Source organism: Promicromonospora sp. MEB111 (genome assembly GCF_030209445.1).
Lineage (GTDB): Bacteria > Actinomycetota > Actinomycetes > Actinomycetales > Cellulomonadaceae > Promicromonospora.
In genome coordinates, this window is the sequence record NZ_JARVSD010000014.1 from 410,271 (window position 1) to 436,121 (window position 25,851).

Annotated in this window: 20 protein-coding genes; 6 read left to right on the plus strand and 14 right to left on the minus strand. The window is 73.0% G+C overall.

All coding sequences use genetic code 11. From position 1 onward, the window contains the following. Positions 1-26 precede the first annotated feature (26 nt). Together QRN56_RS19135 and hemQ are read left to right on the plus strand one after the other, a co-directional pair. Positions 27-1,181, plus strand: coding sequence for a ferrochelatase (locus tag QRN56_RS19135; protein ID WP_285105867.1), 1,155 nt, complete (start codon positions 27-29; stop codon positions 1,179-1,181). Between the two features lie 43 nt (positions 1,182-1,224). Next, positions 1,225-1,974, plus strand: coding sequence for a hydrogen peroxide-dependent heme synthase (gene hemQ, locus QRN56_RS19140; RefSeq protein WP_285105869.1), 750 nt, complete (start codon positions 1,225-1,227; stop codon positions 1,972-1,974). Between the two features lie 134 nt (positions 1,975-2,108). Here hemQ and QRN56_RS19145 read toward each other — a convergent pair whose 3' ends face one another. The 4 genes from QRN56_RS19145 to QRN56_RS19160 all read right to left on the minus strand — a co-directional run bounded on the left by QRN56_RS19145 (position 2,109) and on the right by QRN56_RS19160 (position 6,008). After that, positions 2,109-2,990, minus strand: a complete 882-nt coding sequence (locus QRN56_RS19145) for a putative protein N(5)-glutamine methyltransferase (RefSeq protein ID WP_285105870.1) — start codon at positions 2,988-2,990, stop codon at positions 2,109-2,111. 84 nt (positions 2,991-3,074) lie between these two features. Beyond that, entirely contained in the window at positions 3,075-4,382 is a 1,308-nt protein-coding gene (locus QRN56_RS19150) for a Glu/Leu/Phe/Val family dehydrogenase (RefSeq protein WP_502928819.1), read from the minus strand. 166 nt (positions 4,383-4,548) lie between these two features. Further along, a complete protein-coding gene (locus QRN56_RS19155; protein ID WP_285105872.1) occupies positions 4,549-5,148 on the minus strand; it encodes a biotin transporter BioY in 600 nt (199 codons plus the stop codon). A 95-nt stretch (positions 5,149-5,243) separates the two neighbouring features. After that, a complete protein-coding gene (locus QRN56_RS19160) occupies positions 5,244-6,008 on the minus strand; it encodes a TetR/AcrR family transcriptional regulator (protein ID WP_285105873.1) in 765 nt (254 codons plus the stop codon). Between the two features lie 90 nt (positions 6,009-6,098). Between QRN56_RS19160 and QRN56_RS19165 the strand changes: the two genes are divergently transcribed. Next, the gene (locus QRN56_RS19165; RefSeq protein ID WP_285105875.1) at positions 6,099-7,127 is read left to right on the plus strand and encodes an ATP-binding cassette domain-containing protein; all 1,029 of its coding nucleotides are present in this window, start codon (positions 6,099-6,101) and stop codon (positions 7,125-7,127) included. Further along, positions 7,124-7,915, plus strand: coding sequence for an ABC transporter permease (locus QRN56_RS19170; protein ID WP_285105877.1), 792 nt, complete (start codon positions 7,124-7,126; stop codon positions 7,913-7,915). Before QRN56_RS19165 ends, QRN56_RS19170 begins: the two co-directional genes overlap by 4 nt. Here the strand turns inward: QRN56_RS19170 and QRN56_RS19175 are convergent. After that, positions 7,894-8,673 carry an AraC family transcriptional regulator gene (locus QRN56_RS19175; protein WP_285105879.1) on the minus strand — a complete coding sequence of 260 codons (780 nt, stop codon included), beginning with the start codon at positions 8,671-8,673 and terminating at the stop codon, positions 7,894-7,896. The two genes, QRN56_RS19170 and QRN56_RS19175, sit on opposite strands and share 22 nt — an antisense overlap. A gap of 109 nt (positions 8,674-8,782) precedes the next feature. Here QRN56_RS19175 and QRN56_RS19180 point away from each other — a divergent pair, with 109 nt between their 5' ends. Then, positions 8,783-12,316 carry a bifunctional proline dehydrogenase/L-glutamate gamma-semialdehyde dehydrogenase gene (locus QRN56_RS19180; protein ID WP_285105881.1) on the plus strand — a complete coding sequence of 1,178 codons (3,534 nt, stop codon included), beginning with the start codon at positions 8,783-8,785 and terminating at the stop codon, positions 12,314-12,316. Between the two features lie 81 nt (positions 12,317-12,397). Here QRN56_RS19180 and QRN56_RS19185 read toward each other — a convergent pair whose 3' ends face one another. The 7 genes from QRN56_RS19185 to QRN56_RS19215 form a co-directional block, all read right to left on the minus strand. Then, on the minus strand, positions 12,398-13,390 hold the full coding sequence (locus QRN56_RS19185) for a LacI family DNA-binding transcriptional regulator (RefSeq protein WP_285105883.1): 993 nt from the start codon (positions 13,388-13,390) through the stop codon (positions 12,398-12,400). A gap of 29 nt (positions 13,391-13,419) precedes the next feature. Next, complete coding sequence (locus QRN56_RS19190) at positions 13,420-15,018, minus strand: GH1 family beta-glucosidase (RefSeq protein WP_285105884.1); 1,599 nt, start codon at positions 15,016-15,018, stop codon at positions 13,420-13,422. 5 nt (positions 15,019-15,023) lie between these two features. Beyond that, entirely contained in the window at positions 15,024-15,941 is a 918-nt protein-coding gene (locus tag QRN56_RS19195) for a carbohydrate ABC transporter permease (RefSeq protein WP_285105886.1), read from the minus strand. Continuing rightward, positions 15,938-16,954 (minus strand): carbohydrate ABC transporter permease, encoded by a 1,017-nt coding sequence (locus QRN56_RS19200; RefSeq protein ID WP_285105888.1) that lies wholly within the window; start codon positions 16,952-16,954, stop codon positions 15,938-15,940. The genes QRN56_RS19195 and QRN56_RS19200 overlap by 4 nt, the downstream gene beginning before the upstream one ends. A gap of 172 nt (positions 16,955-17,126) precedes the next feature. After that, complete coding sequence (locus tag QRN56_RS19205; protein WP_285105889.1) at positions 17,127-18,449, minus strand: ABC transporter substrate-binding protein; 1,323 nt, start codon at positions 18,447-18,449, stop codon at positions 17,127-17,129. Positions 18,450-18,643: 194 nt separating this feature from the next. Beyond that, a complete protein-coding gene (locus QRN56_RS19210; RefSeq protein WP_285105892.1) occupies positions 18,644-19,987 on the minus strand; it encodes an ABC transporter substrate-binding protein in 1,344 nt (447 codons plus the stop codon). 292 nt (positions 19,988-20,279) lie between these two features. Beyond that, positions 20,280-20,804 carry a DUF2505 domain-containing protein gene (locus QRN56_RS19215; RefSeq protein ID WP_182619209.1) on the minus strand — a complete coding sequence of 175 codons (525 nt, stop codon included), beginning with the start codon at positions 20,802-20,804 and terminating at the stop codon, positions 20,280-20,282. Between the two features lie 160 nt (positions 20,805-20,964). Between QRN56_RS19215 and QRN56_RS19220 the strand changes: the two genes are divergently transcribed. After that, positions 20,965-22,446 (plus strand): sensor histidine kinase, encoded by a 1,482-nt coding sequence (locus tag QRN56_RS19220; protein ID WP_285105921.1) that lies wholly within the window; start codon positions 20,965-20,967, stop codon positions 22,444-22,446. A 167-nt stretch (positions 22,447-22,613) separates the two neighbouring features. Here the strand turns inward: QRN56_RS19220 and QRN56_RS19225 are convergent, their stop codons facing one another. Beyond that, the gene (locus tag QRN56_RS19225) at positions 22,614-22,862 is read right to left on the minus strand and encodes a WhiB family transcriptional regulator (RefSeq protein ID WP_026365970.1); all 249 of its coding nucleotides are present in this window, start codon (positions 22,860-22,862) and stop codon (positions 22,614-22,616) included. A gap of 657 nt (positions 22,863-23,519) precedes the next feature. Then, positions 23,520-25,851: FtsK/SpoIIIE domain-containing protein (locus QRN56_RS19230; RefSeq protein ID WP_285105894.1), on the minus strand; the 2,332-nt coding region annotated here is incomplete at its 5' end.

Below are 25,851 nucleotides of genomic sequence, written 5' to 3' on the forward strand. Positions count from 1 at the left end.
GTGCCCGACGGTGGAAGGATGTGCGCATGCCCGCGATTTCCCCCCAGCCTGCGGCGCACGACGCCGCGCCGTATGACGCCCTCCTGCTCTACTCCTTCGGTGGCCCGAACCAGCCCGAGGACGTGGTGCCGTTCCTGCGCAACGTCACCGCGGGCAAGGGCATCCCGGACGAGCGGCTCGAGGAGGTGGGCGAGCACTACTACGGGTTCGGCGGCAAGAGCCCCATCAACGAGCAGAACCTCGCGCTGAAGGCGGCGCTCGAGGCCGAGCTCGCCGCCCGCGGCCTCGACCTCCCGGTCGTGTGGGGCAACCGCAACTGGGCGCCGTACACGAACGACGCCGTCGACGAGCTGGAGGAGCTGGGTGCCAAGCGCGCCGTCGCGCTCGTGACCAGCGCCTACGCGTCCTACTCTGGCTGCCGCCAGTACCGCGAGGACCTCGCCGTCACGCTGGACAAGCGCGGCCAGCTCGGCGCCGAGGGGTCGACCGGGGTGCAGTTCGACAAGATCCGCCCCTACTTCAACCACCCGGGCTTCGTGCAGGCGAACGTCGACGCCGTCGTCGAGGCGTACGCCACGCTCGAGGCCGACGGCGGGTCCGGGGCGGCGGCGAGGCTCGTCTTCGTCACGCACTCGATCCCGGACACCATGGAGGCGGCGTCGCGGATCTCGCACGCCACGTACTCCGAGCAGCACCTGGACCTGGCCGCGGTCGTCGCGGCGCGGGCCGCCGAGCGGCTCGGGCACGAGGTGCCGTGGGACCTGGCCTACTGCTCGCGCTCCGGCCCGCCCAGCCAGCCGTGGCTGGAGCCGGACGTCAACGACCACCTGGGGTCGCTCGCCGCCGACGGCGTCCGCGACGTGGTCCTGTCGCCGATCGGATTCATCTCCGACCACATGGAGGTCGCCTACGACCTCGACACCGAGGCGCTCGCCACGGCGAAGGACCTCGGCATCACCGCCGTGCGAGCCGGTACGGTCGGCGTGCGGGAACCGTTCGTGAGCGGCCTGGTGGACCTGCTGCTGGAGCGGGCCGCGCTGGCTCGTGGCGAGCAGGTCACCGAGGCGACCGAGGGGTCGCTCCCGGCCCTCCGCTCGGTCTGCGCGCCGGGCTGCTGCCTGCGCCGGGACGGCGAGCCGAGCGGCGTCCCGGTCCTGTGCAGCACGGACCTGTACTCCTGAGGTCCACGCGGTGCCCGCGACCGCCCATGACAGAGAGGCAGACATGAACGACACGCACGTGCACGGGGACTCCGGGCACGAGATCGACACGACCGCGATCAACGAGGGCATCCGGTACACGATGTTCTCGGTCTTCTCGCTGACCGAGACGCTCCCGGCGGACGAGAACGAGCGCAAGGCCGTCGTGGCCGACGCCGAGGCCGCCGTCGGCGGTGCCGTGGACCCGGCCGCCACCTCCGGCGACCTCGTGGTGCGCGGCTGGTACGACGTGGGCGGCCTGCGCTCCGACGCCGACCTCATGCTCTGGACCCACGGCCCGTCGATCGAGGCCGTGCAGGGCGCCTACCAGCGGCTCCGCGCGTCCGAGCTGGGCCGCTCCCTGGAGCCGGTGTGGTCGGTCGCCGCCCTGCACCGCCCGGCCGAGTTCAACCGCGGGCACGTGCCCGCGTTCCTCGCCGGCGAGGCGCCGCGCGACTACCTGTCCGTGTATCCGTTCGTCCGGTCCTACGACTGGTACCTGCTGCCCGACGAGGAGCGCCGCACCATGCTGCGCGACCACGGCATGGCGGCGGCCCCCTACAAGGACGTCCGGGCCAACACCGTCTCCGCGTTCGCGCTGGGTGACTACGAGTGGATCCTCGCGTTCGAGGCCGACGAGCTGCACCGCATCGTCGACCTCATGCGCGACCTGCGCGCGACCGAGGCCCGCCGGCACGTGCGCGAGGAGGTCCCGTTCTTCACGGGCCCGCGCACGCTCCTGGCCGACTGGGCGGACCGCCAGCCCCTGAGCTGACCCGGCCGGCCGGTTCGCCCCGGTCGACCTCCCCTTCGAGACCCACGTCTCGTCGCTCTCGACAGCCGGAAGCGCAGAAACGTGGGTCTCGAAGTGCGTCTGGCAGCCCGACGGGCCGGGCCCGTCCCGGCGGGTCAGGCAGCCGGGCGGGTCCCGGCCAGGGCCGTCGCGCCCAGGTCGTCGTCCGTCAGGACCGTCGGCTTCAGGCCCGCCGCCTCCAGGTGGCCGACGGCGGCGCTCACCTGGGTCTCGCCCGTCTCGACGAGCAGGTGGCCGCCCGGGCGCAGCAACCCCGGGGCGACGTCGATCACGCGGCGCAGGATGACCAGGCCGTCGTCCCCGCCGTCGAGCGCGGTGTGCGGCTCGTGCTCGCGGGCCTCCGGCGGCATCATGCCGATCGCCTCGGTGGGCACGTAGGGCGCGTTCGCGACCAGGACGTCGACGCGGCCCCACACCTCGCGCGGGAGCGGATCCGCCAGGTCGCCGGAACAGGTGTGCGCGGTGAGCCGTCCGGTCCCCGCGGCGCGCGCGGCGAAGGACTCCGCGGCCAGCGCCTCCAGGTTCTCGTGCGCGCAGGCCACGGCCACGGGGTCGACGTCGGCGGCGTGCAGCTCGACGTCGTGCCCCGCCGCCAGGAGCCGGGCCGCGACCGCCCCGCCGAGCGCGCCGCAGCCGCAGCACAGGTCGACGACCAGGACGGGGCCGGCCGCCGCACCGGCCGCGGGGGTGCCGACGACGGCGTCGGACAGGGCGCGCGCCGTCGCCTCCCGGATCAGCAGCTCCGAGCGCTGCCGCGGGACGAAGACCCCGGGCGCCACCAGCCAGCGGCGGCCGTCGAGCTCGGCCCAGCCCACCAGGTGCTCCAGCGGCAGCCCGTCCACCCGCGCCGCCACGAGGGACTCCAGCCGGACGGGATCGGTCGTGCCGTCGGCCGTCGCGGCCTCGAGCAGGATCCGGGCCTCGTCCTCGGCGAACACGCAGCCGGCGGCGCGCAGGCGCGCGACAAGTTGTTCCACGCCGCAAGCGTAGGTGAGCGTGTCAGACCCCCAGGTCACCGAAGTGACCTGGGGGTCCGGCACGTTCACGGGCCGGAGGCCGGATCAGGGGTACAGGCCCCGGATCTGGTGCGCCTCCGCGACGCGCTTGACGCCGATGACCAGGGCGGCGTCGCGCAGGGACAGCGCCTCGCGCTGGGCCAGCGCCGACACCTCGGCGTACGCCGTGGTCATGCGGTGCTCGAGCTTGTCGGCGATCTCCTGCTCGGTCCACCAGTAGGTCTGGTTCGCCTGGACCCACTCGAAGTACGAGACGACCACGCCGCCCGCGTTCGCGAGGACGTCGGGGACGACCGTGATGCCGTTCTTGGCGAGCAGGGCGTCGCCGGCCTCCGTCGTCGGGCCGTTGGCGCCCTCGACCACCCAGCGGGCCTTGACGGCGCCCGCGGTGACCTCGTCGAGCACGCCCTCGATCGCAGCCGGGACCAGCACGTCGACGGGCAGCGCGAGCAGCTCGGCGTTGGTGACCGGGTCGGCCTCGTCGAACCCGACGACCGAGCCCGTGCGCCGCACGTGGTCCATGAGGCGCGGCACGTCGAGGCCCGCGTCGTTCCGGATGCCGCCGTACTGGTCGCTCACGGCGACGACACGCGAACCGCGCGCCGCGAAGATCTCCGCGGCGTGCGAGCCCACCTTGCCGAAGCCCTGGATGGCGACGGACACGTCGCTCAGGCCCACGCCCGCCTCGGCGAGCGCGGCGCCCGTGACGTGCACGATGCCCGCCGACGTCGCGGTGCCGCGGCCCAGCGAGCCGCCGACCGCCAGCGGCTTGCCGGTGACGACCGCGGGGATCGTGTACCCGCGGTTGACCGAGTAGGTGTCCATCACCCAGGCCATCGTCTGGGCGTCGGTGCCCATGTCGGGCGCCATGATGTCGGTGTCGGGGCCGATCATCGGCATGATCTCCGACGTGTACCGCCGGGTCACGCGCTCCAGCTCGGCCTGCGAGTAACCGCGGGGGTCGATGGCGACGCCGCCCTTGGCGCCACCGTACGGCAGGTTGACCACCGCACACTTCCAGGTCATCCACATGGCCAGCGCCCGCACCTCGTCGACGTCGACGGAGGGGTGGTAGCGCAGGCCGCCCTTGCCCGGGCCGAGGCTCACGTTGTGCTGCACACGGAAGCCGTGGAACAGCACGGTCTCGCCCGTGTCCCGCCGCAGCGGCACCGCGACGTGGATCTCACGGCGCGGCGTCGCCAGCATGCGGTGCAGGCCCTCGTCGTAGCCGAGGATCTCGGCCGCGGTGGCGAGCTGCGCGTGGGCGGTCGCCAGCGCGGAGCCCTCCGCGGGTGCGTCGGACGGGGCGAAGTTGGGCGGTGGGGTAGTGGTGGACGTCGTTGTCGTCGTCACGTGGGTCCTCCGGGGGAGAACGGCGCCGACCGCCTCGGGGCGGGGGCGCGGGTTGCGCGGCGCGGGGTTTGCGCCTCGGTCTCACCGTATCGCTTCGATGGGCGAATGTGCCCGGCCGTGGGGTGTCGGCCGGTGATTTTCCGGTGATCGTGCCATTGCTTGGGAATCAGCGTTCCGTCAGCCGCCAAGCGCCGGGGAGAAGGACGCCGGCGAGGGCGGCCTTGATGGCGTCGCCGACGAGGAAGACTCCCGCGCCGGCCACGAGTGCGGCGCCGGGCGCCATGCCCGTCGTCACGGCGAGCCACGGCACGCCGATCGCGTAGATCGTCGCGGTGCCGGCGGCGAACGCGAGCACCGTGCCGAGCACGCCGCGGTCCAGGCCGCGCCGGGCGAGGGCGCCCACCACGAAGCTGGCCACGACGAAGCCCACGACGTAGCCGCCGGACGCGCCGAGGATCACCTCGACGCCCGAGGCGCCGCCGGTGAACACGGGCAGGCCGACCACGCCGAGCGTCATGTAGAGCACCTGCGCGAGCACGCCGCGCACGGGGCCGATGGCCGCCGCGCCGAGGAGCACGGCGAAGGTCTGGCCGGTGACCGGGACGGGCAGGCCCGGGATCGGGATGCGCAGCTGTGCGGCGAGCGCGGTGAGCGCGGCGACGCCGAGCACGAGCGCGATGTCGCGCGCGACGGTGCCCGGAAGCAGGTCGGCCAGCACGCGGCGAGGGTTGGAGCGCGGGACCAGGGGGAACGCGATGGTCGTCATGGTGATCGACCCTAGGCGCTCCGCGGCCGGTCGGGCAGTCGTCCCTGTGGCCAGGAACGGGTGTCCCCAGTTGTGCGGGTCGTACAGGTGCGGCATCAGCCCGCGGCCGCCCGCTTGTGCTCGATGTGGGCGACGAGGCCGTCGAGGATGCGGGCCAGACCGAACTCCATCTCCCGGCCGGGGTCCGTCGCCGCCTGGTACGCCTCGCCCGCGGCGGCGCCGACGCGTCCGGCGAGCGGGTACTCGCGCCCGGCCATCACCACGCCGAGCTCGTCGGCGTTCGCCGCCCACCAGTCGGCCTGGGTCATCCCCGACGCACGCTCCTCGGCGCGGATGCTCTCCTGGGCGCGCGCGACGTTCCCGGCGAAGCCGATGAGCAGCGCGACGGTCTGGTCCATCTCGATGTCGTCGAGCCCGGCGCCCTCGATCGCGGAGAGCTGCCACTCGTACAGGTCGGACGCGCCCGGCCCGACCCAGGCGCGCAGCCCGGAGACCTCGAGCAGCCAGGGATGCTGCCGGCACTCCTCGTAGTGGAAGCGGGCGATCAGTGCCATCCGGTCACGCAGGTCGTCCGGCATCGCGGGCAGCTCCCGGCGGCCCAGCGCCCGGTCCACCATCAGCACCACGAGCTCGTCCCGGCCGGGCACGTAGGTGTACAGGCTCATCGCGCCGAGCCCGAGCTCCGTGGCGAGCAGGCGCATCGACAGGCCGGGGAGGCCGTCGCGGTCGGCGATCCGGATCGCGGCGTCGACGACGTCGTCCACGCTCAGCCGCTGCTTGCGCCCGCGCCGCGGCGCGGACGGCGTGCCGTCGTCGTAGCGCCACAGGAGGCGCAGAACGGGGTCCGGGTGGTCCGACATGGACCCACCGTAACTTTTTCGTACGCCGTACGGAATGAATGCTACGCTGGGCGAGCTGTTAGTCGTACGCTGTACGGAAAAGGAGACACCATGTCCCTCCCACCCCTGGTCGCCCGCGGACTGCGCAAGCGGTACGGCGACACCCACGCCCTGGACGGGTTCGACCTCGAGATCGAGTCCGGCGCCGTCCACGCGCTGCTCGGCCCCAACGGCGCCGGCAAGAGCACCGCCGTCAACACCTTCGCCACCCTGACCCGCTGCGACGAGGGCGAGGTGCGCGTCGCCGGCCGGGACGTGCGCAAGGAGCCCGCCGCTGTCCGCTCGTCCGTCGGGCTGGTGGGCCAGCACGCGGCGCTCGACGAGATCCTGTTCGGCCGCGAGAACCTCGTGATGTTCGGCCGCCTGTACGGCCTGTCGAAGTCCGCCGCGAGCGAGCGGGCCGACGAGCTGCTCGGCACCTTCGGGCTGCTGGACGCCGCCGACCGCAAGGTGTCCACCTACTCCGGCGGCATGCGCCGGCGGCTGGACATCGCCGCCGGGCTCATCCGCCGCCCGGCGCTGCTGTTCCTCGACGAGCCCACCACCGGGCTCGACCCCCGGGCCCGGAACGAGGTCTGGCAGACGGTGCGGCAGATCGTGGACGCCGGGACCACCGTGCTGCTCACCACCCAGTACCTCGACGAGGCGGACCAGCTCGCCGACCGGATCACCGTGATGGACGCCGGCAGGGTGGTCGCCGAGGGCTCGCCCCAGCAGCTCAAGCGGCGCCTCGGCGGCGACCGGGTGCTCGTGACGGCCCCCGCGCACGCCGACCTGGACCGGCTGGCCGCGGCGCTCGGCGGCACGGCCGACGCCGAGCTGCGGCAGGTCACCGTCGAGGCGGGGCAGGACGGCGGGGCGGCGGCGCTGACCGCCGTCGTCCGCGCGCTCGACGCCGCCGGCCTGGAGGTCGACGACATCCTGCTGCGCCGCCCGACCCTCGACGAGGTGTTCCTGCACCTCACGGCGCGCGACGCTGCGCCCACCGGCCCTGCGCCCACCGGCCCTGCGCCCACCGGCCCTGCGCCCACCGGCCCTGCACCCACCGATACCGCGTCCACCGAAGGAGCCCTGCGATGAACGCCGTCGCCGCCACCCTGCGCCAGAGCTGGGTGATCACCCTGCGCGACCTCAAGCACTGGCAGCGCGAGCCGTGGACACCCGTCTTCGGGATCGCGTTCTCCGTGATGCTCGTGCTCGTCTTCGGCTACCTGCTGGGCGGCGCGATCGCCCTGCCCGGCGGCGGGGACTACCTCGCGTACCTGATGCCGGGCATCTTCGCGCTCTCGATGATGTTCGGCATCGAGGCCACGATGAGCGCCATCGCCAACGACTCGAAGAAGGGTGTCACCGACCGCTTCCGCTCGCTGCCGATCAGCGGCGCCGCCGTCCCGCTCGGCCGGGCCGGCGCCGACCTGGTGAACTCCGCGGCCGAGCTCGCGGTGCTCATGGTGGGTGGGCTGCTCATCGGGTGGAGCGCGTCCGGCAGCGTCGCCGCCACCGTGCTCGGCGTCGTGCTGCTGCTCTGGCTGCGGTTCGCGATGCTCGTGCTCGGGGTGTTCCTCGGGCTCACGTTCCGCGGCGAGGGCGGCGTGACGGCGGTCCAGGTGCTGGTGTGGCCCCTCGGGTTCCTGTCCAACGTGCTGGTCGCGCCCGAGTCGATGCCCGGGTGGCTGGCGGTCCTGGCGCAGTGGAACCCGATCTCCGCGACGGCGGCCGCCTGCCGCGAGCTGTTCGGCAACCCGACCGGCATCACCGGGGGTGTCCTGGCCGACCACGCCCTGCTCCTCGCGGCGCTGTGGCCGGCCGTGCTCACCCTGGTGTTCCTGCCGCTGACGGCGCGCGCCTACCGGCGGCTGTCGCGTTGAGAGGGTGACCTTCTTCGGAACGACGACGGCGTCTCGCCCGTCAGCCGCGCGAACGTGCGGGTGAACGAGGGCTGGTCGTAGAAGCCCGCCGCGCTCGCGACGTCCGCGAGCGGCACCGTGGTCGACGTGAGCAGGTGGGCCGCGCGGTCCACGCGCAGCCGGAGCACGAGCTGCCGCGGCGAGAGGCCGAAGACCCGGCGCACCCGGCGGTCCAGGGACGCGGGGGCACACCCGGCGAGCACGGCGAGGTCCGCGACCGACGGCACCTCGCCGTGCTCCAGCAGGTCCTCGATCTGCCCGCGCAGCCGGGCCATGGCCTGGATCGTCGCGTCGTCGGCGTCGCCCGACCGCAGGTCCTGCGACACGGAGACGAGGCCCACGTAGGCGCCGGACTCGTCGTGCAGCGGCAGCTTGGAGGTGAGGAACCAGCCCGGCGCCCCGCCGACGTGCCGGATCAGCTCCAGCTCGCCGCGCAGCGGCTTGTCCGTGGTGCGGACCAGCTCGTCCTGGCTCTCGTAGCGCTCGGCCAGCTCGGGGACGAACAGGTCCACGGCACGCTTGCCGATCACGTCGCGCCGCGACCGCTCGCGCGTGCGCCCCACGAAGACCTGGTTGACCAGCACGTACCGGCCGTCGGCGTCCTTGGCGCAGAACATGACGCCGGACAGCTCGTCCATCAGGGCGACCATGGCGGGGTGCAGTGCGGCCAGCAGGGCCCGCGCCTCGGGCCGAGCGGCGCCGTTCGGCGGGTTGCTCATCGGGTCCCGATCGTACGCGGCGCACCGCACCACCCCTTGGCCGAAACAGGTGCGGATCGCGAGTGATCCTGCCAATACACGCGAGCGGCCCCGGGTGCACCCTGGTGTCATGAAGACCTCTGCCCGGCGCGGGAGCGCCGACACCGCCGACGTCCCGACCGGGGGCGCAGGCGCACCGGACAGCGCGACGCCGCAGGCTCCGACCGAGCCGCCCGCGAAGCCCGCCGCCGACACCCTCGTCGAGGACGCCGTAGCCCTCGCCCGGACCTGGATCGGCACCGCCACCGGGGCCGCCGCCGGCACCGACGGCACCGCCGGCTCGAAGACCGACAAGGCCGTCGCCCGCGCCTCCGCCGCCCTGGGCGCGCTCGTCTCCGACCCCGCGGGCCTGGAGCTCGCCGTCGGGTTCGTCGACGACGTCGCCCGCCCGCAGGACGTCCACGTCGCCGCCAAGGCCCTGGCCCGCCTCGGCAAGAAGGCCGGCAGTGCCACGTTCCTCAGCGCGAGCGACCGCGCGCTGTTCCGGGCCGGCGCGCTGACCGCCCCCGTGCTCCCGGGCATCGTGGTCCCCGCCGCCCGCGCCCGGCTGCGTCAGCTCGTGGGCCACCTCGTGGCCGACGCCGGCAACGGCCTCACCGCCCACCTCGCCCGCACCCGGGCCGAGGGCTACACCCTCAACGTGAACCTGCTGGGCGAGGCGGTGCTCGGCAAGGACGAGGCCGCCGGCCGTCTGGCCCGCACCGTCGCGCTGGTCGAGCGTCCCGACGTCGACTACGTGTCCATCAAGGTCTCCAGCGTCGCCGCGCAGCTCGTCACGTGGGACCTCGACGGCTCCCGCGACCGCGTCGTCGAGCAGCTCCTGCCGCTCTACCGCGCCGCGCGCGACCACGGCGTCTTCCTCAACCTCGACATGGAGGAGTACCGCGACCTGGCCCTGACCACCGCGGTCTTCACCGAGATCCTGGGCCGCGACGAGTTCCGCGACCTGGAGGCCGGCATCGTGCTGCAGGCCTACCTGCCCGACGCCCTGGGCGCGCTGGACGGGCTCACCGAGTTCGCCGCGAAGCGCGTCGCGGACGGCGGCGCGCGCATCAAGGTGCGGATCGTCAAGGGCGCGAACCTCGCCATGGAGCACGTCGAGGCCGCCCTGCACGACTGGGCGCAGGCGCCCTACGCGACCAAGCCCGACGTCGACGCCAACTACGTGCGCATGCTCGACCACGCGCTGCGCCCCGAGCGCGCGCACGCCGTCCGCATCGGCGCGGCGTCGCACAACCTGTTCCACGTGGCGCTCGCGATCCTGCTCGGCCGGGCGCGCGGCGTCTCCGAGGCGCTCGACATCGAGATGCTCCAGGGCATGGCGCCCACCGAGGCCGCCGCCGTCCGCGACGAGGTCGCCAAGGACAGCGGCCGCGTGGTGCTCTACACCCCGGTCGTGCGCGACGAGGACTTCGACGTCGCCATCTCCTACCTGGTGCGCCGCCTGGAGGAGAACGCCACGGAGCAGAACTTCCTGCACGCGGCGTTCGCGCCGCAGAGCGCTGCCGTCCCGACGTCAGCGATGGACCGGCAGGAGGCCGCGTTCCGCGCCTCCGTCGAGCTGGGCGTGCACTACGCGCCCGACGACGTGGCCCCGCGCCGCCGTCCGCGCCCCGCGCCGGAGCAGGTGACCGGGCCGTTCCACAACGCCGCCGACACCGACCCCGCGGTCGCCGAGCACCGGGCCTGGGCCCAGCAGGTCACGGGCACGCGCTCGGGGTACGTGCCGGCCCTGGCCGAGCCGCTGGCGACATCCGCCCAGGTGGACGACGTCGTGGCGCTCGCCCGCCGCGCGGGTGCGGCCTGGGCCAAGGTGGCCCCCGCAGACCGCGGCCGCGTGCTGCGCTCCGCGGCCCAGCACCTCGAGGCCGCGCGCACCGACCTGGTCGCCGCCATGGTGCACGAGGCCGGCAAGACCGTCGCCGAGGCGGACCCCGAGGTCAGCGAGGCCGTGGACTTCGCCGCCTACTACGCGCAGGCGGCCGAGGCCCTCGACCCGACGTCGGAGGCCTGGCCGGGCGCCCGGTACACGCCGGACGGCGTCACGCTGGTCACGCCGCCCTGGAACTTCCCCGTCGCGATCCCGATCGGCGGCGTGCTCGCCGGCCTCGCGTCCGGCTCCTCCGTGATCGCCAAGCCTGCGCCGCCCACGCCGCGCTGCCTGGAGATCGCCGTCGAGGCCGTGCACGCGGCGCTCGACGAGGTGGCGCCCGAGATCGGCCTGGACCCGGCCATCGCGCGCGACGTCGCGCAGTTCGTCCGCGTGCCGGACGGCGACCTCGGCCGCCGCCTCGTCACGCACGACGGCGTGTCCCGCGTGATCCTCACGGGCGCGATCGAGACCGCGGAGATGTTCGCGTCCTGGCGCCCCGAGCTCCCGGTGCTCGCGGAGACGTCGGGCAAGAACGCGATCGTTGTGACGCCGTCGGCGGACCTCGACCTGGCCGTCGCCGACGTGGTGCGCTCGGCGTTCGGGCACGCGGGGCAGAAGTGCTCCGCGGCGTCGCTCGTGATCCTCGTCGGCTCGGTGGGCGACCCGCGCACCGTGACGGGGGAGCGGTTCCGCCGCCAGCTCGTCGACGCCGTGTCCTCGCTCGCCGTGGGACCCGCCACCGACCTGGCCACCGTGATGGGCCCGCTCACCGAGCCCGCGCAGGGCAAGCTGCTGCGCGCGCTGACCACGCTGGAGGCGGGCGAGAGCTGGCTCGTGCGGCCGCGCCGGCTGGACGCGGTGGCGCAGGAGGCCGGCCTTGGCAAGGGCCGCCTGTGGACCCCGGGTGTGCGCGACGGTGTGCGCCCCGGCTCGTTCTTCCACCTCACCGAGGCCTTCGGACCGGTGCTGGGCATCATGACCGCCCGCACGCTGGACGAGGCGCTCGCGCTGCAGAACGCGGTGTCGTTCGGCCTCACGGGCGGCATCCACTCGCTGGACGACGCCGAGGTGGAGCACTGGCTCGACCGCGTCGAGGTCGGCAACGCGTACGTGAACCGGCACATCACCGGCGCGATCGTGCAGCGCCAGTCGTTCGGCGGCTGGAAGGCCTCCGTCGTGGGCTCCGGCGCCAAGGCGGGCGGGCCCAACTACGTGGCGCAGCTCGGCCGGTGGGCCGACGCGCCCGACGTGCCGTCGCGCACCGAGGACCCGGCGGGCTGGCTCGCCTGGGCCCGCGCCGACGACGCCCGCGCCTGGCTCACGGAGTTCTCGCAGGCGCACGACCCGTCCGGGCTCGGCGTCGAGTCGAACGTGTTCCGCTACCGGCCCGTCCCGGGCATCACGGTGCGCGTCGGCGCGGGCGCGCCGGACGCCGAGGTGCAGCGCGTGCTGGCCGCGGCCGCACGGGCGGGCGTCACGGCGACCGTCGTGGGGCAGGAGACCAGCGACGAGGCGTTCGCCGAGTCCGTCGCCGACGGCGTGGTGACCGGCCGGATCCGCGTGGTGGGCGAGGCGCCCGGGCTGCGCGACGCGGCGGCGAGCCGCCTCGGCTCGGTGACCGTGCTGGACGGACCGGTGCTGGCGAGCGGCCGCCGCGAGCTGCTGACGATGCTCCGCGAGCAGGCGGTCAGCCGCACGATGCACCGCTACGGCCACCTCCGCACGGCGTAGAGCCACCGTTGAGCCACCGTTGAGTGCTGGGTTTTCGCCCTTCCTCGTACCTCAGAAGGGCGAAAACCCAGCACTCAACGGTTACGCGGACTCGCCCTCGATCAGGCGGGGGGCGAAGATCCGGCGCTCGTCCCGGACCGGGCGGCCCGCGACCAGGTCCACGAGCATGCTCGTGGCGGCGCCGACCATCTGCACCACCGGGTTGTGCACGGTCGTCAGCCGCGGTGACGTGGTCTCGGCGATGCCGAGGTCGTCGAACCCGACCACCGAGACGTCGCCCGGCACGGACCGGCCCCGCTCGGCGAGCACGCGCAGCGTGGCCTCCGCCATGAGGTCCGAGGCCGCGAAGATGCCGTCCAGGTCGGGATGCTGGTCCAGGAGCCGTGCGGCCGCGACGAGCGCCCCGGCGACGGTGAAGTCGCCCTCGACCAGCGCGTCGTCGGGCAGGCCGGCGTCGCGCAGGGCGTCCCGCCAGCCGGTCATCCGGTCCACCCCGGCGGGCATGTCGAGCGGCCCGGTGATGGTGCCGATGCGCCGGCGACCCCGGTCGATCATCCGCTGGGTGGCGATGCGTCCGCCCGCGACGTTGTCGACGTCGACGTAGCGCAGGCCGCGCGAGAAGAACGGGTCGGGCTCGAACAGCCGCCCCACGAAGACGGCCGGCAGCGCCGCCGGCCCGAGCTCCGTCTCGAGCTGGTCGCCCTTGTGGTGCGACGCCACGATGACGCCGTCGACGTGGCCGCTGCGCAGGTAGCGGCCCACCCGCCCGCGCTGCTCGCCCGGGCGGGCGAGCAGCAGCACGAGCTGGAGGTCCGTCCCGGCCAGCCCCTCGCTGACGCCCGCGAGGGTGCCGGAGAGGAACGGGTCGGTGAGGATGCGCTGGTCCGGCTCGGGCACCACGAGGGCGATCGAGTCGGTGCGCCGGGTCACGAGGGACCGGGCGGCTCGGTTCGGTGCGTACCCGAGGCGGGCGACGGCGTCGTCGACCGCCGCCTGCGCCTCGGGGGAGACTCGCAGGCCGCCGTTGATGGCACGCGACGCGGTCGACCGGGACACCCCGGCCGCCTGGGCCACGTCATCGAGGGTGGGTGGGCCTGAGGTCGTCACTCCGTCGGAACCGCCTTGTCTCCGCCGTCGTCGCCGGTCGGGTACGGCACGGGTGCGGCACTTCGCTCCGGAACGGCATTGGCCCGCGCGACCTGACCGTACCAGCGGCCGGACGCCTTGACCGTGCGCTCCTGCGTCTCGAAGTCCACGCGCACGAGGCCGAAGCGCTTTCCGTAGCCCCACGCCCACTCGTAGTTGTCGAGCAGGGACCAGCCGAAGTAGCCGCGCACGTCGGCGCCCTCGTCGATCGCATCCTTGACGGCGCGCAGGTGTACGTCGACGAAGCCGAGGCGCTCCTGGTCGTCCACGAACCCGTCCGGGCCCACGACGTCGTCGTACGCGCTGCCGTTCTCCGTGACGTACAGGGCGATGCCGCGCGGACCCGTGTAGTCCTGCTGCAGGCGCAGCAGGAGGCGGGTGAGGCCCTCGGGCTGCACCTCCCAGTTCTGGGTGGTCACGGGCAGGCCGCGCGGGTGGGTGTACGCGCCGTCGCCGCCCGGGAACGGGTTGGACGACGGCCGGCTCACCGGCGCGCCGCCGTCCAGCGGGCGCTCGGCCGGCACCGCGGCCACGGCGTTGCCGTGGTAGTAGTTCACGCCGAGCGAGTCGATGGGCGTCGAGATGATCTCGAGGTCGCCCTCCTGGATGTGCTGCTCCAGGCCGTACTCGCGCACGTCCTCCAGCACGTCCAGCGGGTACGCACCGCGCAGGATCGGGTCGGCGAAGATCCGGGTGAAGCCCCCGTCGAGCCGGCGCGCGGCGTCGACGTCAGCGGGGTCGTCCGGGTTCAGCGGGTCCTCGACCTCGAAGTTGAGCGTGATGCCCAGGTTCGCGTCCGGCGCGCGCTCGCGCAGCGCCTCCACGGCCAGCCCGTGGGCCAGCATGAGGTGGTGCGCGGCGGCGAGGCCGTCCTCGCGGGACTGCCGGCCCGGCGCGTGCTGGCCGCCCGTATAGCCCAGGAAGGCGGCGCACCACGGCTCGTTGAGCGTGGTCCACACGTCGACGCGGTCGCCGATCGCCTCGTGCATGGTCACGGCGTAGTCGCGGAACCGGTACGCGGTGTCGCGGTTGACCCAGCCGTTCGACTCGGCCTCGATCGCCTGCGGCAGGTCCCAGTGGTAGAGCGTGAGCCACGGCAGGATGCCCGCGCCCAGCAGCTCGTCCACGAGCCGGTCGTAGTAGGCCAGGCCGGCCGGGTTGACCTCGCGCCCGCCGGGCACGACCCGGGACCACGACGTCGAGAACCGGTACGCCTTGATGCCGAGGTCCTTCATGAGCGCGACGTCGGCGGGGTAGCGGTGGTACTGGTCGCAGGCGACCTCGCCGTCCTCCTGGTTCAGGACGGCGCCCGGGACCTTGGCGAACACGTCCCACACGGAGTCCTCGCGGCCGTCCTCGTGGGCGGCGCCCTCCACCTGGTAGGCGGCGGTGGCCGCGCCCCAGAGGAAGCCGTCGGGGAAGGCCACGCTCCCGGTCGCGTTCGACGACGGCGCGGTGCGCGGCGCGCTCGGCGTGTACGGCAGCGCGTTGCCGGGGGCGGGCACACGCGGCGCCGCCGGGTCGGTCTTGAAGCTCTGCGTGAGGTCGCGGGTCATCTGGTTCATCCCTTCACGGCTCCCTGCATGATTCCTGCGACGAGCTGCTTGCCGACGAAGGCGAAGATCACCAGCAGCGGCAGCGTCACGAGGAACACACCGCCCATGACCAACGAGTAGTCCACGAAGTAGTTCGACTGCAGCGACTTTACGACGAGCGGCAGCGTCGGGTTCTCCGAGCTGAGCACGATCGACGGCCAGAAGAAGTTGGTCCACTGCTGCACGAACGTGAACAGGCCGAGCATCGCGGCGGCCGGGCGGGCCGCGGGCAGCGCGATGCTCCAGAACGTGCGGATCATCGAGGCGCCGTCCACGCGGGCGGCCTCGATCAGCTCGTAGGGCAGCGACTCCGACAGGTACTGCGTCATCCAGAACACGCCGAACGCGCTGACCAGCACCGGGACGATGACGGCCTGGAGCTTGCCGATCCAGTGCAGGTCCGACATGAGGATGTACATCGGGATCACGCCGAGCTGGGTCGGCACGGCCATCGTGGCGATGACGAACACGAGCAGGGGCCCGCGGCCGCGGAAGCGCAGCTTCGCGAACGAGTAGCCGGCGAGCGTCGAGAACAGCACGACGGCGGCCGAGACGACGACCGCGATGATCACCGAGTTGGTCAGCGCCTTCCAGAAGTTGATCTGGGTCGACTCGATGACCGTGCGGAACTGCGTGAACAGCGACAGGTCGGGGTACCACTGCGGCACCGCGTTGCGCGAGATCTCCACCGGGTCGGACGAGCCGAGGAGCAGCGTGTAGTAGAGCGGGAAGATCGAGATCAGCAGCACGATCCCGAGCAGCGCGTAGACGATCCAGCTCGCGCGGCGGGTGGCGCTGCCGGCGGCCTTGCGGTCCCGGCGGCGGGCGGCGGCCCGGGCCGCGCCCTCGCCGGCGGTCTGGGCGGTGACGGCGACGGAGCTCATGCGTTCCCCCTGGTGATGCGCTTGCGCTTGGGCTTCTTGTCGGTGCCCGACGTCGAGATCTGGCGGGTGACCAGGAAGTTGACGAAGCCGATGAGGATGATCAGGAGGAACAGCATCCAGGCGACGGCCGAGGCGCGGCCGAGGCTGTGCTGGTTGCCCCACGCGACGTCGTACAGGAACAGGACGGTGGTCATCCAGTTCTTGTCCGGACCGCCGAGCCCGGTCGCGTCGTACATGCGGACCTCGTCGAAGATCTGCAGGCCACCGATGGTCGAGGTGATCACGACGAAGATGATCGTGGCGCGGATCTGCGGCACCGTGATGGAGAAGAACTGGCGCACGCGGCCCGCGCCGTCGATCACGGCGGCCTCGTAGAGGTCGCGCGGCACGGCCTGCATGGCGGCGAGGAAGATCAGCGCGTTGTAGCCGATCCAGCGGTAGTTCACGATGCTCGCGATGGCGACGTGGCTGGCGAACCGGTCGCCGTGCCAGGCGATCGGGTCGAGCCCGACCAGGCCGAGCAGCGAGTTGATCAGGCCGTACTGGTCGGCGAACAGGCGGCCGAAGATCATCGACACCGCCACGGGGGCGACCACGTAGGGGATCAGAACACCCATGCGCCAGAAGGTCGCGGACCGGAGGTTCTGGTCCAGCAGGGCGGCGATGGTGATGGCGATGATCACCTGCGGCACGGAGGACAGCACGAAGATCGACAGCGTGTTGACCAGGGACTTCCAGAACGTGGGCTGGTTCAGCACGTCCACGAAGTTCTGCAGGCCCACGAAGTCACCCTGCCCGCCCAGGAGACTCCACTCGTGCACCGACACGTACGCCGTGTAGGCGAGGGGGAAGAGGCCGGTCACCGCGAACAGGATGAAGAACGGCGAGATGTACAGGTACGGGGAGAGCTTCACGTCCCAGCGGCCGAGCCGCTGGGAGAAGCCGAGTCTGCGCGACTCGCGCTGTGGTGCACCGGACCCCGGTGCTGATCGTTGAGGTGTCAGGACGGCCATGTCATCTTCCGGTCATCTTCCGCTGTGTCATCGTCGTGTCGTCGCTTCGGTGCGACGCCCGCGTGGCGCGACCGGTGGCCGGGCTCGTCGAGACACGTGTCTCGACGAGCCCGGCCACCGGTCGCGGCCAGCAGTTCAGGCCCGGGACGGGCCCGCTTCAGGCAGTGCCTGCTCAGCCGAGCGCGGCAGCCTTCTCGACGGCCTCGTCCCAGGACTCGTCGGCGTCCTGCGACTTGGTGATGTCGACGCGGTTGAGCGCGTTGGTGACCTCGTCACGGATGGCGAAGTAGTGCGCGCCCTTGTACGGGGCACCCTCGATCGCCTGGGCCCGGGTGGAGAAGATCTGACCCACCGGGGCGTCGTTGAAGAACTCGTTGGTGAAGCCCTGGACGGCCTCGGACTCCTGCGCCTCGATCTGCGACGGGAACGTGCCCGAGGTCTCGAACGCCTTGGTCTGCTGCTCCGGGGCGGTCAGCCACGCGGCGAGCTCCTTGGCCGCCTCGGTGTGCTCGCCGGAGGCCGGGACGGTCAGGAACGAGCCGCCCCAGTTACCGCCGCCACCGGGGAAGACGTCGGCGACGTCCCAGCCCTCGATGCCACCGGAGTTCTGCTCGATCGGGCCGGTCATCCAGGCCGGGCACAGCATCGTCGCGAAGGCGTCGTTCTGGAAGCCGGCGACCCAGTCGTCGCCCCACTGCTCCAGGCCGGCCGACAGGTCGTCCTCGACCGAGCCGACGATCTCGTCGTAGATCGCCTTGACCTCGGCGTTGTCGCCCAGGTCCTTGGCCTCGCCCGTCTCCGGGTCCTCGAACGCGGCGGGCAGCTGGTTGATCATGCCCTGGAAGGTGCCGGCGGAGCTGTCGTACCAGGCGGCGTCCGACTCCTTGACGAAGTCACGGCCCGCGGCGAAGTAGTCCTCCCACGTCGCGTCCTCGCCACCGAGCAGCTCGGCGACCTCCGCGCGGTCGGTCGGCAGGCCGGCCTTCTCGAACAGGTCGGCGCGGTAGCAGATGGCCTCGGGGCCGATGTCGGTGCCGTAACCGATGACCTTGCCCTCGGTCGTGGTGGCCTGCTGGACCTTCCAGTCCACCCAGCGGCCCTCGAGCTCCGGGTCGGCCAGGTCGGTGAAGAGGTCGGGGTACTGCGTGAGCTCGGGCAGCCAGTCGACCTCGATGGCCTCGATGTCGGCCAGGCCCTCGCCGCCGGCGGCGAGCTTGGTGGTCATGTTGCTGCGCGCGTCGTCCGTCGTGGCGGCCTTGACGTGCTCCACCGTGACGTTCGGGTGCTCCTTGGTGTACTCGGCGAGCATCTCGTCCGTGTAGCCGAAGTCGTTGAACGTCGCGACCTTCAGGGTGATCGGGCCGTCCTCCTCGCCAGATCCTTCGTCGGATCCACCGCCGCAGGCGGTGAGGGCGAGCGCGACGGCGGCCACGCCGGCGGTCGCCTGGAGGGTACGGGCGGCTGCGCGCCGCGTGGGTCGGGTACTGCTCAGCACTGGGGACTCCCTTGTCGTGCGGTCTGGTCCTACGGGTTCCTGCGGGTCGCGATCTCGTGCCGCGCTTGGCACAGCTGCGTACCGGCACTGGGAGCGCTCCCACTCCTGGGGTGTGGGAGCGCTACCACGCGACCTGATCGTTGCGGTCCGGGCCCTGCCGTGTCAAGGCAGGGGGTGGGCGAAGCCTGGTTCGCCTACTCCTTGATCCGGAAGCCGGAGACGGTCTGCACCGCCTGGTTCCAGGCGATCTCGGGGCTGTTCGTCCCGGCGTCGACGGCGGCCAGCGCGTTGTTGACCTCGTCACGGATGGCGAAGTAGTACTGCCCCTTGTGCGGGGCCCCGTCGATGGACTGGGCGCGGGCGGTGAAGATCGTGCCCACCGGCGCGTTGTTGAAGAACGGGTTCACGTAGCCCTGCACGGCCTCGGAGCCCTGGGCCTCGAGCTGTGACGGGAACGCACCGGCGGTCGTGAAGGCCTCCGTCTGCTGCTCCGGTGCGGTGAGCCACGCGGCGAGCTCCTTGGCCTCCTCGGTGTGCAGACCGGCCGAGGGCACCGTCAGGAACGAGCCGCCCCAGTTACCGCCGCCGCCCGGGAAGACGTTGGCCACGTCCCAGCCCTTGACCCCCTGGGAGTAGGACTCGATCGGGCCCATCATCCAGCCGGGGCACAGCATCGTGGCGAACGCGTTCTGCTGGAACCCGGCCGTCCACTGCGGGGTCCACTGCTCCAGGCCCGCCGAGAGACCGTCGTTGATGCCGGACGTGATCTGGTCGTAGATCGCGCGGACCTCGCTGTTGGTCGCCAGGTCGGTCGGCTTCTGCGTCGCCGGGTCCTCGAAGGCGGCGGGCAGCTGGTTGACCATGCCCTGGAACATGCCGGTGGTGCCGTCGAACCACGCGGCGTCGGACTGCGCCGTGAACTGGCGGCCCACCTCGAAGTAACGGTCCCACGTGGCGCCCTTGCCGCCGAGCAGCTGGGCGACCTCGTCGCGGCCGGTCGGCAGCCCGGCCGCCTCGAACAGGTCGGCGCGGTAACAGATCGCCTCGGGGCCGATGTCGGTACCGTAGCCGAGCAGCTTGCCGTCGGTGGTCGTGGCCTGCGCCACCTTCCAGTCCACCCAGCGCTTGGTGACCTCGGGGTCCGTCAGGTCCTCGAAGAGCTCCGAGTGCTCCATCAGCTCCGGCAGCCAGTCGACCTCGGCCGCGACCACGTCGGCGAGCTCGGAGCCGTCACCCGTGGTGAACGCCTTGAGCATCTGCAGGCGGGCCTCGTCGGACGTCGGCGCCACGATGTGCTCGACGGTCACGTTCGGGTGTTCCTCGGTGTACCGGGCGAGCAGCTCGTCGGTGTACCCGAAGTCGTTGAACGTGGACACGGTAAGGGTGATCGGAGCGTCGTCGCCGTCGGAGCCCGCGGCTTCCTCACCCAGGAGCGAGCCGCATCCGGTGAGGGGCAGGACGATGGCCGCGAGTGCGGCAGCGGCCGCGCGCCGAGGGGCGACGGTCCGGCTTCGGACCGGTCCGTGTTTGGTGGGCACTGGTACTCCTTGTGTTCGGTACGCGTGTCGATGCGTGAAAGCGATATCAGAGCACAAACTCGCCCACATCCGACACGAATGTTCGCTCAGGTTCTAGCACCTCGCCGTCGGGAAACGAACGAGGTGGAACGAACGTAAAGTACCAATTGAGAAACGATGTCTGAAATGCCGCAGTCGTGCCTGGAAGGGAAAAAACTCGTCAGGATCTGACGCGGGTCGCGCCGTCCGGCGCGATCCGCAGGGGCATCCTGGCAGGGACATCCCCGTCAGGGGAAGTCCCGTCCGGGACGGCTCAGGCCGTTCCGGTGCGCTTGCCGGCGAGCCAGTCGCGGCCCGCCTCGGCCTCGGTCTCGAGGGTGGTGCGCACGGCGCTGACCGCGGCCTCCTCGATCACGGTGCCGAACAGCGGGACCGTCGCCCGGACGTCGCCCGCGTAGGTGAGGCGGGTGCCGCCGTCGGGCAGGGCGGTCAGGGCCGCGGTGGCCGTGACCCGCACCGGCGCGCCCAGGATCTCGACCGCCACGGTGCCCGTGCGGCGCCCCTCGGACGCCGCCTCCCAGGCCTCGGCCTGGCGGATCTCGAGGTGCGCCCCCACGAACGGGCGCGCCTGCACGGGGATGATGTCGGTCGGCAGGGTGCGCCGCACCACGACGGTGAAGCCGGTGACCGCGGTCCCCGTGACGTCGGCCTGCTCGACCACGCCGTTCACCGAGCCGGTGGAGCGCTGGGCGCGCCACCGCACGAACGACTCGTCGGCGAGCATCGCGGAGACGTCGTCGATGTCTGCGGGGAACGTCAGGTCCACTGTCAGGTGCACGGGCTCTCCTCCTCGCGCCGACGGGGCATGCCGGTGGTGGAACTCTAACCGACGCGTTGCGCGCGTCCGATCTGGAGGAGCCGTGCCCGGGCCGTGGGTACGCGCCGAGCACTCATCGGGCCATGAGCCGGTTCCGACATAGGCTTGGCGCGTGTCCGCGATGAGTGACCTGATCCTTGAGCACGCCGACCTCGAGCCGGCCGACGTGGAGTGGCTGCATCTCCTGGTCGGCGACTGGCAGGTGGTCTCGGACCTGGCGTTCGCGGACCTCGTCCTGTGGTTGCCGACCGATGACGGGCGGTTCGTCGCGATCGCCCAGTGCCGGCCGTCGACGGGTGCCACCGTGCACTACGACGACGTCGTCGGCTCGTTCGCGCCCGAGGGGCAGCGCCCGCAGCTCGCCAAGGCGATGGCCGAGGCGAAGGCGCAGCGCGCCCGCGAGCCGCGCTGGTTCGGCGCGTACGCCGTGCGGGAGGAGGCGATCCCCGTGGTGCACAAGGACACGGCGGTCGCGGTGATCGCGCGGCAGACCAACCTCGGTTCGGGCCGGACGCCGTCGCGCCTGGAGCTGAACTACGTCGAGGCGGCCGACGACCTCGTGGCGATGATCCCGCGGGGCGAGTTCCCCCTGCCGAACGCCGCGACCGGCTCGCGCCGCGGCGCGCCGCGCGTGGGCGACGGCCTGATCCGCCTCAACTCCGAGGGCGAGGTGCTGTACGCGAGCCCCAACGCGCTGTCGTGCTTCCACCGGCTCGGCGTGATCGGCCCGCTCGTGGGGCAGTCCCTCGTCGAGGTGACGGCCGACATGGTGGAGCAGCTCCAGCCCGTGGACGAGTCGCTGCCGCTCGTGGTGATGGGGCGCGCCCCGTGGCGCACGGACATCGAGGCGCACGGGGTGTCCCTGTCGCTGCGCGCGATGCCGCTGACCGACCGCGGCCAGCGCATCGGCGCCGTGCTGCTGTGCCGCGACGTGTCCGAGCTGCGCCGGCGCGAGCGCGAGCTCATCACCAAGGACGCGACGATCCGTGAGATCCACCACCGCGTGAAGAACAACCTGCAGACCGTGGCCGCGCTGCTGCGGCTCCAGGCCCGGCGGATGGACGTGCCGGCGGCCAAGGAGGCGCTCGAGGAGGCCATGCGGCGCGTCTCGACGATCGCCCTGGTGCACGAGAGCCTCTCGCAGACGCTCGACGAGCAGGTCGAGCTCGACGACATGGTGGGCAGGGCCCTGCGGCTCACGGCCGACGTCGCGTCGGCGGACACCTCGGTGCGGACCGTGCGTACCGGCTCGTTCGGCATGGTGCCCGCGCAGGACGCGACGCCGCTCGCGCTCGTGCTCACGGAGCTGGTCACCAACGCGGTCGAGCACGGGTTCGTCGGGCGTTCCGCGGGCACGGTCGAGATCGCCGTGGAGCGCGAGAACTCCGACCTGCGGGTGGTCGTGGCCGACGACGGCGTGGGGCTGCCCGAGAACGGCGGCGCCGGCGGACGGGGCCCCGGCAGCGGTCTGGGCACGCAGATCGTGCGCACGCTCGTCACCAACGAGCTCGGCGGGACCATCGAGTGGTCGGCGCGGCCCGGCGGCGGCACCGAGGTGGTGCTGCAGCTCGTGCTGCGGGTGGCGGAGCCGGCCCGCTCCTGACCGCCCTGACGCGTCAGAACCCCGCCAGACGTGTCAGACCCACAGGTCACCGGGGTGACCTGTGGGTCTGACAGGTGTGGAATGACGCGAGCCACGCCTGGGCGGAGGGGGCGTGCTCAGGCGTGGCTCGCGGAAAACGTGGTGCGGGGTGGTGCTGTGCTGTCGGTTCAGCCTGCGCGACGAGCGCGCGCGGTGCGGCGCTTGAGCGCACGGCGCTCGTCCTCGCTCATGCCGCCCCAGACGCCGGCATCCTGGCCGGACTCGATCGCCCACTTGAGGCAGGTGTCGACTACGTCGCAGCGACGGCACACGGCCTTGGCCTCCTCGATCTGCAGCAGGGCAGGGCCCGTGTTGCCGATGGGGAAGAACAGCTCGGGGTCCTCTTCGAGGCATGCTGCGCGGTGGCGCCAGTCCATGGTCACGTACTCCTTGGAAGGAACTTCCCACCGTCCGGCTCGCCACTAGGGAGCATCGTCGTCGTGCGTCTGGGGCGCGCAGGTCTGGTTGTGGATCGTTTTCCGATCCCTGAGCGCCAGGCGGCGACCGACGGGGGTGTGTTCGGGGGTGTGTGGGATTGCTGCATCTAGGTTCACACGCTCGTGAACGCTCGCACAAGGGGTTACGGCGAAGTTTCTGAGCCATGAACCCTGAGGTATCCGTCACACTATTGTGAATACCCTTCTCGCCAGTATCCTAGTTCGTCGTGCCTGTACTGGAAGCCTTTTTCGCACCTCGTGTCCCGGCGTTTCTTCGTGCCCTCGTGATCGGCGTGGTGGTCGAGGTGATCGGCCTCGTTGCCTTCGCCGTGGTGCTCCTTGGCGAACTCATTACGGGCGGTTCCATGTCAGTAGGAGTGAGCCTCTTTCTGGTTCTCTTCCTCCTGGGAGTCGCCTGGGTTCTCGTGGTGTGTTGCCGGGCACTTCTCGCGGGTCGCCGATCCGGCCGCGGACCCGTCGTGACCTGGCAGCTCTTTCAGATCATCGGGTCGATCGCGGCGATCGGGAGCGGCAGCGGACCTGCCGTCCCCGGCGGGTGGGCCGCGCTCGTGATCGCGGTGGGCGTGGTCGTGCTGCTCATGACGCCCGCCGTCGTCGCGGCGACGTCCGGGACCCGCTCGGAGGACTGAGCACCCGGGGCCGGTCCGGCTGGGCGACCTCCGGTTCGAGCACCTGGCACAGCACCGGATCGTCCCGGTCGCACCAGGCGGCCCGGCCGGGCGGCCCGCCCGCACCCGCGAGCATCGCCGGTGCCCCGAGCACCACGTCGGCTGCGCGGTCGGTGCTCAGCAGCACCAGGCGCGGCCCGAACCGCGCCGCCAGCCCGCCCACGGACGGGCCGTCGGCCGTCACCGCGAACGAGACCCCCGACCGCAGCGTCGCGAGGGGCAGCGTGCCGCGCACGTCCTCGACACCGTCGATCAGCACCAGCGTGCCGTGTGCCGTTCCGGGGGCGGCGGGCCCGGCGTCGGACAGCAGGCGGTCCAGCGCCCCGGCGTCGTCCGGGTGGCTGGTGCCGGCGTAGCCGGGGTGGTCCCGCAGTACCGCCAGCCCGGCGGCGTCGCGCGTGATCCCGTGGACCCGCCAGCCCCGGCGCAGCGCGGCCAGGGCCACCGTGACCAGTGCGGTCGTGCGGCCCGATCGGGCCGGGCCGACTACCGCGAGGTGGCCGTCCGCCGGGCGCCAGGCGACCGTCGTGCGGCGCTGTCCCTCCGGGTCGTCGCCCAGGGCGAGCGCGAGGCCGTCCCGGTCCCGCCGGGTACGCGGGGGCAGGTCGGCGGTTCCGGCCGACCGGGGGAGCGGCGGCAGCCAGGGCGGCGCGCCCGGGCGGTGACCCAGCGCACTGGCGGCCTGGCGGATGGCATCGACGACCAGTGTGGCGACGTCCTGCACCGTGGTGTCCTGCCCGGTGGCATCCGGTCCGGTGGCGTCCGGTCCCGGCGTGGCCGTGACGGCGACGCGCGACGCCGTCGCGCGGCCTCCCGGCCGTGCGGGCGCGCGGCGGACCAGGGGCAGCCGCGCCTCGGGCGACGTCGTGACGTGCGCGCACTGCAGCAGCACGGGTGGCGCCGAACCGAGGCGCAGCACGGCCCGCCCCGGCGTCGTGCCCGGGAGGTACGCCGCGGCGGGGTCGTCGACCACGTCGCGCGACTCCAGGGGATCGGTGACCCGGAGCGCCAGCCGGGCGCTGACGTTGGCCCGCAGGTCGGGGCCGACGGCGCCGCCCGGCCGCTGGGTCGCGAGCACCAGGTGCACGCCGAGCGACCGGCCCTGCGCCGCGACGCGCAGCAGCGCCGGCAGGAACGCGGGGAGGTCGTCGGCCAGGGCGCGGAACTCGTCGATCACGACGACCAGCCGGGGCAGCACGCCGGGCGGGAGCGAGACGACGTCGGCCGCGCCGCGCTCCGCGAGGATTCGCTCCCGGCGCCGCAGCTCGGCACGCAGCCCGGCGAGCGCCCGAGCGGCCAGCCCGGGTTCGAGGTCGGTCACCTGCCCCACCACGTGCGGCAGCCGGCCGCAGGCACCGAGGCTCGCGCCGCCCTTGAAGTCGACCAGCACGAGCGCGAGGTGTGCGGGCGGCCGAGCGAGCGCGAGCCCGAGCACCAGTGTCTGGAGCAGCTCGGACTTGCCCGACCCGGTGGTACCCGCGACGAGCAGGTGCGGCCCGTCCCGGACCAGGTCCAGGAGCACGGGCGCGCCGTCCGCGCCGAGGCCGAGCGGCACGGCCCAGCCGTCGGTGCGTGTCCGGTGCTCCGCAGCCGCCTGGTCCTCCGCAGCCGTCCGGCCCCCTGTGCCCGCCCAGCCAGCGGCGACCCGGTCCGGTCCGGGGACCTCGTCGAGACCGTGCGCCCTGGTCAGGGAGACGGCGGCGGGCAGGCGCGGATCGTCGTCGCGACCGTCGCCGGCGCCACGCAGCGTGGCAGCCGTCCGGGCGAGCCGCGCGGCACCCGCCAGCAGCCGGGCCAGGTGCTCGGCCCACTCGACGGTGACGCCCACGAGCGGCACGGTCCGCGCGGCGCCGTCCGGCCCCGTGATCCGGACCCGGCGGGCGTCGAGTACCTGAACCAGCGCCCGGCAGCCGGGCGGGACGGTCCCGACGGACACCATGAGGTGGGCGGACGACGGGGCGGGTCTGCCCGGCGAGCCGCCAGCCACCGGGGGGCCGTCGACCACCAGCACCGACGGCCTGCCGTCGGGGAGCCAGCGGATCCAGGACCAGCCCTGGGCGCCGTCGTCGACCCGCACGCTCGCGCCGCGGGCGGCGAGCCCGGCGACCAGCGCGCGGGCGACCGACCGGGCGAGGTCCCCCGGGCCGAGCACGGCGACCGCGCCGTCCCGCAGCAGCGCGGCCCACGGGCCGTCCGGTGCGGACGGGAGGTCCGCGGCCGCTCCGGACGCGGCGCCGGGG

Excerpts from the sequence above, each read along its gene's own strand:
- QRN56_RS19135 (WP_285105867.1), top strand. The coding sequence starts at position 27 with ATGCCCGCGATTTCCCCCCAGCCTGCGGCGCACGACGCCGCGCCGTAT.
- hemQ (WP_285105869.1), top strand. The coding sequence starts at position 1,225 with ATGAACGACACGCACGTGCACGGGGACTCCGGGCACGAGATCGACACG.
- QRN56_RS19155 (WP_285105872.1), bottom strand. The coding sequence starts at position 5,148 with ATGACGACCATCGCGTTCCCCCTGGTCCCGCGCTCCAACCCTCGCCGC.
- QRN56_RS19160 (WP_285105873.1), bottom strand. The coding sequence starts at position 6,008 with ATGTCGGACCACCCGGACCCCGTTCTGCGCCTCCTGTGGCGCTACGAC.
- QRN56_RS19165 (WP_285105875.1), top strand. The coding sequence starts at position 6,099 with ATGTCCCTCCCACCCCTGGTCGCCCGCGGACTGCGCAAGCGGTACGGC.
- QRN56_RS19170 (WP_285105877.1), top strand. The coding sequence starts at position 7,124 with ATGAACGCCGTCGCCGCCACCCTGCGCCAGAGCTGGGTGATCACCCTG.
- QRN56_RS19175 (WP_285105879.1), bottom strand. The coding sequence starts at position 8,673 with ATGAGCAACCCGCCGAACGGCGCCGCTCGGCCCGAGGCGCGGGCCCTG.
- QRN56_RS19180 (WP_285105881.1), top strand. The coding sequence starts at position 8,783 with ATGAAGACCTCTGCCCGGCGCGGGAGCGCCGACACCGCCGACGTCCCG.
- QRN56_RS19190 (WP_285105884.1), bottom strand. The coding sequence starts at position 15,018 with ATGACCCGCGACCTCACGCAGAGCTTCAAGACCGACCCGGCGGCGCCG.
- QRN56_RS19195 (WP_285105886.1), bottom strand. The coding sequence starts at position 15,941 with ATGAGCTCCGTCGCCGTCACCGCCCAGACCGCCGGCGAGGGCGCGGCC.
- QRN56_RS19200 (WP_285105888.1), bottom strand. The coding sequence starts at position 16,954 with ATGGCCGTCCTGACACCTCAACGATCAGCACCGGGGTCCGGTGCACCA.
- QRN56_RS19220 (WP_285105921.1), top strand. The coding sequence starts at position 20,965 with ATGAGTGACCTGATCCTTGAGCACGCCGACCTCGAGCCGGCCGACGTG.
- QRN56_RS19225 (WP_026365970.1), bottom strand. The coding sequence starts at position 22,862 with ATGGACTGGCGCCACCGCGCAGCATGCCTCGAAGAGGACCCCGAGCTG.